Annotated in this window: 11 protein-coding genes and 1 riboswitch; of the genes, 4 read left to right on the plus strand and 7 right to left on the minus strand. The window is 42.7% G+C overall.

All coding sequences use genetic code 11. The features are described from left to right. Nucleotides 1–350: 350 nt before the first annotated feature. Nucleotides 351–1,295 carry an arginine deiminase family protein gene (locus FZC88_RS13980; RefSeq protein WP_148995333.1) on the minus strand — a complete coding sequence of 315 codons (945 nt, stop codon included), beginning with the start codon at nucleotides 1,293–1,295 and terminating at the stop codon, nucleotides 351–353. A 126-nt stretch (nucleotides 1,296–1,421) separates the two neighbouring features. On the opposite strand from FZC88_RS13980, the gene FZC88_RS13985 reads away from it, so the two are divergent. After that, the gene (locus FZC88_RS13985; RefSeq protein WP_148995334.1) at nucleotides 1,422–2,747 is read left to right on the plus strand and encodes an amino acid permease; all 1,326 of its coding nucleotides are present in this window, start codon (nucleotides 1,422–1,424) and stop codon (nucleotides 2,745–2,747) included. On the opposite strand, the gene FZC88_RS13990 is transcribed toward FZC88_RS13985, so the two are convergent. Beyond that, the gene (locus tag FZC88_RS13990) at nucleotides 2,737–3,483 is read right to left on the minus strand and encodes a YqcI/YcgG family protein (RefSeq protein ID WP_148970129.1); all 747 of its coding nucleotides are present in this window, start codon (nucleotides 3,481–3,483) and stop codon (nucleotides 2,737–2,739) included. The genes FZC88_RS13985 and FZC88_RS13990 overlap by 11 nt on opposite strands. A 64-nt stretch (nucleotides 3,484–3,547) precedes the next feature. Continuing rightward, complete coding sequence (locus FZC88_RS13995; RefSeq protein WP_148970130.1) at nucleotides 3,548–4,177, minus strand: LysE family transporter; 630 nt, start codon at nucleotides 4,175–4,177, stop codon at nucleotides 3,548–3,550. A 129-nt stretch (nucleotides 4,178–4,306) separates the two neighbouring features. Between FZC88_RS13995 and FZC88_RS14000 the strand changes: the two genes are divergently transcribed. Together FZC88_RS14000 and FZC88_RS14005 are read left to right on the plus strand one after the other, a co-directional pair. Beyond that, on the plus strand, nucleotides 4,307–4,945 hold the full coding sequence (locus tag FZC88_RS14000) for a spore coat protein (protein WP_148970131.1): 639 nt from the start codon (nucleotides 4,307–4,309) through the stop codon (nucleotides 4,943–4,945). 127 nt (nucleotides 4,946–5,072) lie between these two features. Continuing rightward, the gene (locus FZC88_RS14005; RefSeq protein WP_148970357.1) at nucleotides 5,073–5,567 is read left to right on the plus strand and encodes a L,D-transpeptidase family protein; all 495 of its coding nucleotides are present in this window, start codon (nucleotides 5,073–5,075) and stop codon (nucleotides 5,565–5,567) included. A 38-nt stretch (nucleotides 5,568–5,605) separates the two neighbouring features. On the opposite strand, the gene FZC88_RS14010 is transcribed toward FZC88_RS14005, so the two are convergent. Then, nucleotides 5,606–6,802: an aspartate kinase gene (locus FZC88_RS14010; protein WP_148995335.1), complete on the minus strand. Its 1,197-nt coding sequence runs from the start codon at nucleotides 6,800–6,802 to the stop codon at nucleotides 5,606–5,608. Between the two features lie 41 nt (nucleotides 6,803–6,843). Next, on the minus strand, nucleotides 6,844–8,091 hold the full coding sequence (locus FZC88_RS14015) for a homoserine dehydrogenase (RefSeq protein WP_148970133.1): 1,248 nt from the start codon (nucleotides 8,089–8,091) through the stop codon (nucleotides 6,844–6,846). A 150-nt stretch (nucleotides 8,092–8,241) separates the two neighbouring features. Next, nucleotides 8,242–8,352, minus strand: a riboswitch (SAM riboswitch). 261 nt (nucleotides 8,353–8,613) lie between these two features. Between FZC88_RS14015 and FZC88_RS14020 the strand changes: the two genes are divergently transcribed. Beyond that, nucleotides 8,614–9,999 carry a DUF2254 domain-containing protein gene (locus FZC88_RS14020; protein ID WP_148970134.1) on the plus strand — a complete coding sequence of 462 codons (1,386 nt, stop codon included), beginning with the start codon at nucleotides 8,614–8,616 and terminating at the stop codon, nucleotides 9,997–9,999. Nucleotides 10,000–10,447: 448 nt separating this feature from the next. Here the strand turns inward: FZC88_RS14020 and FZC88_RS14030 are convergent, their stop codons facing one another. Further along, nucleotides 10,448–10,708: a hypothetical protein gene (locus FZC88_RS14030; RefSeq protein ID WP_148970136.1), complete on the minus strand. Its 261-nt coding sequence runs from the start codon at nucleotides 10,706–10,708 to the stop codon at nucleotides 10,448–10,450. 39 nt (nucleotides 10,709–10,747) lie between these two features. Beyond that, nucleotides 10,748–11,977 (minus strand): helix-turn-helix transcriptional regulator, encoded by a 1,230-nt coding sequence (locus tag FZC88_RS14035; protein WP_148970137.1) that lies wholly within the window; start codon nucleotides 11,975–11,977, stop codon nucleotides 10,748–10,750. Between the last annotated feature and the right edge of the window lie 152 nt (nucleotides 11,978–12,129).

Raw genomic sequence — 12,129 nt, forward strand, 5'->3', positions numbered from 1 at the left:
TGATAGATTGGATTTTGCTTCCAACGTCATCTTAATTGATAATGATTATCAATGTCAATAGTAGTTGATAACTATTCTCAATTATTTTCATCTACTTCTAGTCATTTTGTACGGGAAAGGGTCTAATCTATCGATTGTCATCGAGTTGCTGTCATACATAGGTTTAAAGTAAAATAGTTAACAGATTTATGCGTTTACAATTTTACGTAAAGTGATATACAGGTCTTTTATCCCGACCCCATAACAGGGATAAAAGTAGTGTTAATTTAATTTAAATGAGAATGCTTGATGTCATAAAAAAAAACCGGAGAAGTAATCTCCAGTCTATTTGTCAATCAGCTCTTCATGATTCATTTCCTTTCTAAAGGCAGCGTCATGCATCTTATCCCGCCTCCACCTTTCTCAAGTTCATTCACTTCGACTTCTATCAATTTCTTCCCTCGTAATTTCGTATGCCCTTTCAATATCTTCTTATTGGCTTTGGTGCTGACTAACAGGGTCTCCGGATCCAAGTTCAGAAAATTGATATCCGCAACCGTGTGTTTTACGTCATCCGTCCAGAGAACGTCGAAGCCCTGACGTCGGATGAATTCCTCCATCATGACGTACCGGCCACCTTTCTCTGTGATGATTTGTACTGGAAAGAGCCTCATATAGCTCTTGGCTATGAGAAGGTCGGATCCGGCTACATTGCAGTTCATATCCAAATGCATGGTTTCCCCGGTTCGCGGCAAGTCGATGACCCCGATCTCCGAGAAGCCTGCCCGAAAAATCTCCTGTTGGATCTCTTCGATACTTTCAATGCTTGTCCGCATGCCTGTATTAATAAAGACAGCATCTTTATTCAGAACGAATACATCCCCATTTTCCAATGCCTTTAATCGGTTATTCTCCTTGATCGAAAACGTTTTTTCGTCAAACCATGTTTGAAACAGCTCATGACTATGTACGTATTCAGGTGCCCTCATTGTAATCCCCGCATCACCCGGAATGACAGTATTTCCATACACACATGCCAGGTCCCTTACAAATACCCTATTGATAAGCTGATGATTAAGTTCAGCCTTATCTCCCTTTAAGTACAGGGAATAATCAATAACTGTTATTCCTGCGTCTTCCATTGCCTTCTTCATACCTTCATGGTTTTCTTTCGCAATATCCTGGTTTACAGGCTTTTCCCACCCAACGTAATCCGCCGTTCTTTGGTCAGGAATGTCCAATGAAGAAGGCGTGCACACCATCACCGTCTTTAACTCTCCATGTTCGCTCCAGCAATTCGGATGAATCTTTATCATGAGCCAGCCTCCTTAATATCAGTCTCCATTACTTTCTCCTTTCTAAGGGAAATCATTCTGTGCCTTTCACATAATTCATGACCCCAAACGTCAAACTATGAGGGGTAAAGGTCAGGTGAAAAACTAATGAGTAAATGTACGAATCAAACAAATCTTACATGGTGGCAGCTTTCTTTTATAGGGGTAGGCTGTATCATTGGAACAGGTTACTTTCTGGGATCAGCCATCCCTATTCAAAGGGCGGGGTCCTCTGTATTGATTGCTTATTTAGTGGCCGGAATTGGAACATGGATAGTGTTTCAAGCCCTTGCAAAATTAACGGCCCATCATCCGGAAAAGGGGTCCTTCCGTACTTATGCAAAGCAGGCTTACGGATCATGGGCAGGGTTCAGTAACGGATGGGTCTATTGGTCGGCAGAAATGCTCATTATGGGGAGTCAACTAACCGCTCTTGCTCTATTTGCTCAATTCTGGTTTCCTTCCATTCCTCTGTGGATGTTCACTGCCGGATTTGCAAGCCTTGGATTATTGATCATTTTGATGGGCGTGCAGAAAGTGGAACAGATGGAGAATCTGTTTGGAATCATGAAAGTAGCTGCCATCGTGATGTTCGTCATCATCGCTGCTGCCGCCATGTTCGGGTGGTTAGGGACCGATGCTAAAACCCAAACGCTTCAATCTCCAATAAAAGAGATTCTGCCGGATGATGGAAAGGGCTTATGGCTCGCACTTCTTTTTGCCTTTTATGGATTCGGGGGAATTGAAGTGATGGGACTGATGGCTCAGGAGCTTAAAGACCCGAAGGATGCTCCAAAGTCAGGGAATATCATGCTCCTTATCCTGACCATCCTTTACCTTTTATCCTTTTATCTCGTATTAAAGCTCGTACCGTCAGGAAGAATTAATCCCAATGAAAGTCCATTTCTAACGGCGCTTAAACAATATGACCTTCCCTGGGTCCCACATGTATTCAACGCCATTCTGATTATTGCGGGGTTCTCCACCATGGTCGCTTCCTTATATGCAGTCTCGACGATGCTGGTGTCATTGGCTGAAGAAGGGGATGCTCCTAAGGTTTTCGCCAGAAAGGGGAAATGGAAGGTCCCCCTCCCTGCTTTCGGACTCATCACGCTTGTTGTCGCAGCTTCGATAATGATCGCCATGCTACTGCCGGACAAATTATTCGAGTATATCACTACAGCGGCGGGACTCATGCTTCTCTACACGTGGATGTTTATTCTTGCTTCCTTTCACAAGCTGATGAGCAAAGGTTGGTGGGAGCGTTCCCAAACAATCTTTGCACTCATCCTCATTTTATTGGCGATCAGCGGCACGCTTCTTGATCATGTAAGTCGCATTGGATTTTTTGTAAGCATCGGCTTCATTGTGCTGATTGCGATTGCGACAATCGTAAAAGAAAAAAGAGTTAAGCCTGAACGCTTTAACTCTTGATTTTCTTATGCATATTTAAAAATGGGCACTTCGATAGAGATGAATCATCATCACTCAGATAATACTGTTTCCATTCATAGTTGTCTTCCTGACCATACCATTTAAGGCTGGGATGGGGTTCTGCCTCATCATACTCAATGAGCCGCTTCCGAATCACTTTCTTTAATTTCTGGCCAAATGCAGTTGAAGAGTTGATTTCATCGAACACCCACCGGGGCTGGAAGGCTACAAGAAAATAAGGAAAATGACGGCTTTTCCGCACGGTATGGGCAGGTGTTGCACAGAAGGCAAAGTATGGCTCCCCGTCAAAACAAAATTCCCATGTATGATGATGGGGATCCTTCGCTATATCTTCCGGCCATGGTGATTCATCCAATTCATGAATCCGATTCAATAGCCCCCAGAAAATATCCTGATAAGAATCAATCGATTGATTCTCAGCCCCTATCCCCTCTGAATTAAAAAAGACAACAAGAGATGCATACTTTCCTGTATCCCTTGAGATTTCACCATATTGTTTGAGTAAGCAGGCAAGTTTTTCAGAAGCTGCTTGTTTTCTTGGATCATCTGCAAATCCGAAGCGTAATGTATCTGTCTGAAAGCCTTGTTTTCCAGGTACGCATGGGTAAGGTTTTTCTTCGTCGCACATTGCGGCCGAGAAATGCCCATAGGCTGCTCTTTGCCATGGAGCGAGTTCCTCCCCTAGTTGATCAATCAAACTTGTAGACCATAGCATATAGCCGATCCCTCCTAAATAGTACACATTTATCCTATTAGGAAGGAACTTAGTGGGTGTCTGTCTAACCGAATAATAAACGGCAGGCCTGGACACCGAAGTAGATCCCAAACCCCATCAAGATGAGGCCGGAAATAATGGATATGACACGCAAAACAACAGGACTGACCAGTTTCCTTGCCCCTGTCGCCACACCGGCCATCGTAAGATCCCAAAAGGTGATACCAAGAAAGATCCCCATGCTATACAGGAAGAGCTGACCTGCTTCATAGGAACCGGAAGCCTGAGCTAACATGGAACCATAGATACCAAGCCAAAATAGAATGCTTAATGGATTGGAAATGGCCATAAAAAATCCTGTGCGAAAAGCTTTTCCTTTTGTTTCATGAGGATTTTGATGGGAGGTTTTTGTAATGGATCCCGATTTCAGGATGCCTTCAATCCCTGTATAGGTCAATACAAAGAAGCCGAATACCCACAAGGACAATTTAATGACCGGTGTATCAATAAATTGAGAGACTCCGAAGTATATAAGAAGCATAAAAATGCCGTCCGCTACCATTCCCCCTACCCCCACAAGCCAGGCATGAAAAAAGCCAAAGCGGATCCCCTTGTCCAGTTGAGCGGCATTTATCGGTCCCATAGGGGCAGAAAGCGATAATCCCAAAATGATATAGCTTATGAATATACTCATCTACGACCACCTTCAAATTGACTTCTTCCTATTGTATTCGGACAGGCTGGCAAGTATTAAACCGAAATACATAATTGTGCGTAATAAGGATATTCTAATCATCGATGCTATTTTCAAGGAGGAAAAAAGATGCAAAACCAAGGACAACAATCGAATATGACACCACCAGGAACTCAGATGCCACCGAATATGATGAACACTCAGAGTAAAAACCATGGGGGCCATGAGCTCTTTGATGCCCATGAGATCATAGCAGGCATCATCAGCATGCTTGATCAGTATCAAATGTATGATCAGCACATTCAGGATCCTGAACTAACGGATATACTAAAACGCCAGTCAACATTCGTCACGACTATGTATAATACGATTGTGGGCAGCTTTTCGACAGGGCATGACCCCATCGTTCCAACTCAAGCATACAAAATGACTCAAACCAATACTACCACATACGGCATCAAACCAGGAGCACCTAAAAAACCGAATCAATCGGTCAACGATCTTTCCGATAAAGGCTTGTCTGCTTATATGCTGGGACAAACCAAGTCACTGGCCATGCTTCTTGCCATGACAGCCCTTGAGATGACAAACCCTGTATTACGGCGTGTCGTAGCTGACAGCGTCCCGAATTTCATTGAAATGAGCTATGAGATCTACCTCTATCAAAATAAACACGGATACTATCAGGTCCCTCAATTAAACGACCAGGATATGACCCTTATGCTTCAAAGCTATACAACCGTTCCACAACAAAACATGCCTCAATAACGTTGGATGGATGCCTGTCGTTTCTTTTATTTTAAGAGGCGCAGGCTATTTTATTTATTCATCTTCTTGAACGACTTTCTCTCACGCACATAGGATAGAGGGAGAGTGAAATTGGGAGGTGTTTGAGCTGATTCACACAGTCAGGGTGGGGGAAACACTCAGTCAAATTTCGAGGGATTACAGGACTCCGTTTCCTGCTATACTTAATGCCAATCCCGGTATTGATCCGGATGTGATTTATCCAGGTCAAACGATTACGATACCAGGGATTCCGGATACAACCAATAACCCTTACCGCATTCAGGTTTCTGTTAATAACCGGTGGCTGCGTTTATTCAAGGATGGGGTTCAAATCAAGCAGTATCCCATTGCAGTGGGGAGAGTGCTCTTTGAAACTCCCATTGGGGAATTTATCATCATTAACAAAGCACCAAATCCCGGCGGACCTTTTGGTACGATGTGGATGAGTTTATCGAAAGAAAGTTATGGGATTCATGGAACAAATGACCCAAGCTCGATTGGAAATGCCGTGTCCAGGGGTTGTATACGAATGTATAACAAAGACGTCGAAGAGTTAGCGGGAATCGTTCCAATCGGTACGCCTGTTTTGATCAGTCCATGAGTGAAAAAAGTGTATAGGCGCCTATACACTTTTTCCTTTTACAAAACGGCTCTCCTTGATTCCACATAATCCAAACCGAAGTGCATGTGAAGGACTCTGGCTGCTTTTTCTACATCGCATCTATCAACCAGTGCACTTAATCCTACCGGGGATTCCCAAATGGATGCCTTTCCGATATGGTAGTCATGAAAAACGTTGGTAACCTTTTCCCTCACTTCATGTGATGAGTTGATCCGACCGATCACGGATACCTTAGACAGGTCCTCCCTTTCCTCTATACGAGAGTATGCCTGGTTATATTGTCCAACGATTCTTTTCACTTCATGAAAATCCTTGTCTTTAACGATGAGAACAAGGTTTTCCTCGTATTTAATGATTTCTGTCTCGATATGATGGGAATCGAGATCATAAAGAATCAGTGACTCCCCACCATTACAGTCTATTATTGTCAGAACAGAGATATCACTCTGATAGGCCACTCCCACAATAGGGGCATTTCTCTTTGACCTTCCACTAATGACGGTCCCACTCCCCTCATTCAAACTGGAACAAACCACAAGCGGCACATGATGTTCCCTTGCATGTTTAATCGCTCTCGGATGCAGGACTCCAGCTCCCATGGTGGCTAAACGCAGCATCTCATCATAGGAAAGGGTGTCAATTTTCGCTGCCCGGGGAACGCTTCGCGGATCCGACGTATACACCCCATCTACATCCGTATAAATATCACACCTATCCGCTTTTAAAGCGGCAGCAAGAGCAGCTGCCGTCGTATCGGAACCGCCCCTCCCTAATGTAGTCACCTCTCCTTTATCCGTAATTCCTTGAAAACCGGCTACCACGACGATTCGTCCTTTGGATAACTCCGATTTTATCCGATCGGTATTGATCGAGGTAATCTTGGCATTCCCAAATACTCCATCGGTTTGAATTCCCGCCTGTCTGCCTGTCAGGGATACGGCTTCCAGCCCCTTATGCTGCAGGGCCATGGTCAAAAGGGAGATCGTCACCTGCTCCCCGGTACTTAAGAGCATATCCATTTCTCTCTTACTTGGCTTTTCGGAGAGCTCCCCTGCCAATCTTACAAGTGTATCAGTCGTTTTGTTCATAGCTGATACTACTACGACAACATCATGGCCTTTTTCTCTTTCCTTCATGACATGAAAGACCATACGTTTGATCCGATCTGTAGAACCAACAGAGGTTCCACCAAACTTTTGAACGATCATACTCAATGATACCCCTACTTTCCATCAGATCTTATTTAAGATTACTTCTAAGAAACTGCAGCTCCAGTTTTCACTTCATTTTCCAACGGAATTTCTTTTAAAATAGGAACGGCTTGAATATGTTCATGTGTCCGAAGGAGCGATTCCAGTGTCTCTTTCGTGCCTTCAACAAATACGTACAAGTTATCGCCCAAATGAATACGATCCTTTAATATGAACGAAGGGAGCCAGTTTTGATACTCATCATTTTCACGGATTCTCAAGACCCAGTTGTGGCTGCTCTCATCATGAACCTCTCCCGTATTCACGGTACTTTCCGCAGAGTCGGTATACTTTCTCTCTATCAACGACAGAAAATCCTCTACCATGGCACTGCCTGTAGGTAATTTTCCAGCGCCTGGACCAAGCAGGGTGATCCTTCCTACAAGACTACCCTTAAGGGAAATGGCATTTTCCACATCCTCCACACCGTAAAAAGGATGGGTATCATGTACAAGGATCGGCTCTACTTCACCTTGGATATGGTCCACTGAATCCCGTCTAAGAGAACCTACGTGCTTAAACCGCAATCGAAAGGATTCCGCTGCCTGGAGCCATTCTGCAGTCAGGTGGGATATCCCCTTTCGCCGGATATTTTTCCAATCGGGCTGTCTGCCAAAGGCCGTTTGACTTAAAATAAGCAATTTATAGAACGCATCATGGCCTTCGATGTCATTTGTCGGATCGGCTTCAGCGTATCCCTTCTCCTGAGAAATTTTTAAGGCTGTCTCAAAGGCAAGACCTCTTTTTCTCATTTGAGATAAGATGAAGTTTGACGTCCCATTCAGAATCCCTTGAATTTGTCTGATCTCATTCACCTTCAGAAGCTGCCGGATACTGCCGATCACAGGGATCCCTCCGGCTGTCGTCGCTTCAAATCCGACCGATACTCCCTTCCTTTTCGCCTCCTCCAATAGCTCAGGACCATATTTGGCAAACATCGCTTTATTGGCCGTGACAATATGAATCCCCTTCTCAATGGCTTGTGTTAAATACGTATAGCTCGGCTCTTCCCCCACGATCGCTTCAAAGATAACGTGTAAATCCTGTATATCCAGGATTTCCTGGAAATCCGTTGTGACGTTGATGGATGATTCAATATTTCGCTCCTTTGTGGGATCTTTAATAAGGATTGCCTTTACCTTCACCTCTTTACCCAGTACTTCCTTCAATCTGTCCTGATGAGTATCGATTGCTTCACAGACCCCTTGCCCTACCGTTCCAAACCCCAGAAGTGCCACATTAATCGCTGACATCATTCAGCCTCCTTTTATCTACTTTTCACTTTATACGTAAGAATGATTCGTTCCAGTTGAAGATCCACTTGAGGGATATGAGCGGAAAAGAAAAAGGTATACAGAAAAGCCCTCTTCTTTTAAGAAGAGGGCTAAATGAGCATGCTCCTCCCCTTATCTTCCAGATTCGTTTGGAATCTGTAGGAATTGGCACCTTTGCAGTCTGATCCTGCAGGTTGCCGGGCTTCATCGGGCCTATCCCTCCGCCGCTCTTGATAAGAGATATAATGTTTCGTTTTGGTATTACTTGCTATTTGAGTATGAATTGGATTATAAAGGGGATTTATTCTCTCGTCAATACTATTTTTAGTATTTTTTAAAAATTCTTTCAAATGTCACAGGCGATTATATTTCCTATCGGATTACTTGAAATTCTTGCATCGCCTAACAACCTATAAATCTATTTTGCAAAGAGACGTTTTAACATGTTCTGGCAGGGAAAACTAATCCATATCCCTTTATTTGAAAGGAAACAGATCAATTATGTTGAAAAAAATGCTTCCCTTATCCATCAGAAAATATGTGGTTATGTCCAAACGGCAGAGAATGCGTGAGATTCGGCTGACCATATGGTATATGCCGTTCTTTTATATTTGTTTTTCCATACTGCTTGTCGCACTCACCCTCTATTTAGATCTGTATGCCGACATCTCGCAGTATACATCCGATTTCTTAAGTATGGATGCATCTGTTACACGCATGCTTGTCAGTACACTCATCGGGGCTATCCTGACGCTCAGTGCTTTCACCTTGAATTCACTGCTCGTTGTACTCACGATGTTCAGTGGTCAATTTTCCCCCAGGATGCTCCTGGACTTCATTTCGGACAAACAAACACAGCATGCCCTCGGAATTTTTAATGGCAGTTTTGTATATGTCTTGCTCCTCTTTCTTTTTATCGGAGATTCAAAGGAAGAACTGTTCGTAGCTGCCCCGATCATGACGATCGGACTTGCATTCCTTACTGCGGTCACATTTATCTTCTTCATTAACCATGCTTCCACCTGGATGCAGGTGCACAATATTACGTACAATATGAAGCAGGTTTCTGAAGTGATGATCAATCAGACGTTAAAAAATGATTTAGAAACCCATCGAACAACAGAAAATGGCGACCTTATGGAACAAGAGAAGGGGAACATCATTCACTTACAGGCAAGGGATTCAGGGTATATTCAGTTAATCGATTTCCATGGAATAATCGAACGGGCTATGCAGGATAACCTCATCATTCAGCTTCATTACAAAGTAGGAGATTATATATTGGCCGGCAATAAAATCATGAGTATTTGGGGACCTGAGACCAACGATATTTCGGATGGTTTCTATCTCACTTTCATTGAAATGGGACATAAAGAAACCGAAATCCAGGACCTGCAAATGGGGATTCACAAGCTGGCTGAAGTTGCAATCAAAGCACTCGGGAATGATGATCCAAAAACGGCCTCTAATACGATTGATCAAATGGCTGACCTTATGCTGACGGTGGAGGATCACTTATCCTTCACTCCTTATTTGATCGACCGGGAAGGAAGAGTCCGGGTCATTCTCCAGTCCGAAGCATTTGATTATTACCTGTATCGCGGGTTTGGCTATATTCGACATTATGCTAAAGACAATCATTTAATCATTACTGACATTGTGCGGGCACTGGCGCTCATTGCAGAATCCATCCAGCCATCCAAACACAAGGACATCTGGGAATTTGCCTGTAATACCATTGATCATATTGAAAGGGAGGTCATTTATGAATTAGATAAAACGTTTCTTCTTCAAGAAGTTCATAAGCTGGCACGCTTAACTGAAAACCTTGGGGAATATAAGAAAATCGAAAGTAAATTCTACCCTTCTGCCAATGAAAATACGTAAAAGAGACTGGGCAAAACTAAAAAACCACGGTATAAAGACGAATAATAGAAGTGTCGGTTCTTATTACCGCTAATGATTTCCGTGCAAGACTACGCTTTCCGCGGGTAGCCCGTGAGCCTCCTCGGCAAGCCTGCGGGAAGAAAAGCGGAGGGGCTTTGTTCAGAGGCGGGTGGCATAAGGCGAAGCGTCCACGAAGGCGTTCTTTGCCTTCTTGGAGGGTTTGACTTAAGACATGTGCCTCTAAGCCCCGGAGCTGGACGGGTCTCACATAAGCTACTTTTCCCGCAGGAGTCTTCGTCTTGCACTCCAATCAACCGCTGGAAACAGCTAAAATCAAGTGGTCCGAAAATAAATAATAAACCCGAACAAATCTAAATACTAGGATGCAGATTTGTTCGAGTTTCACTTAGACTAAAACACTTTTGTCCAAGTCTCATTTTACTTTGAATTAAATCCATGTCTCGACAATGCTCGGATCTTCCTCTTTTGCTCTCGGAACGATCGAGAAACGTTCGGGAATTTCACTTCTGATTGCTTCTAATGTAGGTCTCATCAAAATATAATGAGTCGGTTGATTCACGTCGAATAGCCTTGCTACAAACATGCCTTGATAATCTTGCGGACTGGAATAAATACAGATGATGGGCATCTTATAATCACTTAATGTCACCTCATCAAATGAAGAAATTAAACGATCCGGGTTTTCCATCAAACCACTCCTTTACTGTAATTTCTGATCATATAACCGTCAGCTTAAAACGCATTCTTTTCCTTTTGCCTTTATCCCATCCATTTGATTATGAATGTAGAGTTTTTGAATGTAATAGTTACACTGAGCGTATTTCCCTTCTTCCTTCAATAGGGGGATGATGACATTCTCTATATATTGATAATATGCTTGCTCTCCCTCATGGACCCTGATCTCAAGCATCGTAAAGAAAGTTTCCATACAGGGATTTTTCATATCTCTCACAGATGCCTGTCCCTCTTCTACTAAACTTGCATATTTTTCATTATTTGCGGAACCGTCTACATTCATGGAACTATCAATATAACCAAAAAGGCTGTTTGCATACATTTCTTTATCGGACTCATGCTTCAATAATCCATATGCCATTTGAAATGCATCTCTTGCCTTTCTATCATCAAAGACATCTCGGTAAAGATTCCCTAAATTCAGTTGAAGAACGGCTTTTCTCCTATGATCATGGAGATTATCACAATGTTGGATCAACTCATCATATTTCTCTACCAACGAGGCCAGACTCGACTCTTCGCTTCTGCCTTCCGCTACCAACTGAATCGTAGCAGCGTCTACACATCTTGTAAAATTAAACGTTTCCTTGAAATAGTTCAGAGCCAGCTGACTATAACGCAGGGACTTGTCATACTGCCCAAGATCATGGTAGCAAACTGACATATAATAGTAGGCTTCAGGGTTTGAATAAATATCTCGATCTATTTTCTCCAAATACTTCAGGGCTGTTTGTGGATTTCCTTTTGCAAGCTCATACATGCCTTTTATATGATAGTATAACTGAAAATCGTATTCGAACATATGGAAGGACAGACGCTTATTAGAAAACTGACTTAAATAGAATGCAGCTTCTATTACCTCCCCTTTCATGATAAAGTACCTTGCTTTCAGTAGCTTAAAGGTGCCATTCAGGGTTTCAATTTTGGTTAAGGGATTTTGTTCGATGGTCTCCTTCAATAATTCAATTTTTCCGTTTACCTGCTTGATCATGACATCATGCCACAATTCCAAATCTAATTGTAATTTTTTATACGCCTTTAACTCTTTCTCAACGTTAATATTTAACCTTTGATTGAACAATTTAATTTTATCTTCCGTAATCTGTAAGTGTCCGCTTTCAATCTTACTGATATGTCCAGGGGTACAGATCCCATCTCCCACCTGCTTTTGGGTCATCCCCTTAAAGATCCTATAATACTTAATAAATGTCCCAATATGCATGCTTTAACCTCCATGGTGATGTAGTATAAGTTGGTTCATTTCATCCAAACAACGGTTCCAACGCTTTTGATTTTTTAATTTAATATAGGTTCTATTTCTATTATACTAGTAAGTGATCATGAAAAAATTGGGGTTTTCAGTGGATGTCCATC

Source organism: Rossellomorea aquimaris, assembly GCF_008180865.1.
GTDB lineage: Bacteria > Bacillota > Bacilli > Bacillales > Bacillaceae_B > Rossellomorea > Rossellomorea yichunensis.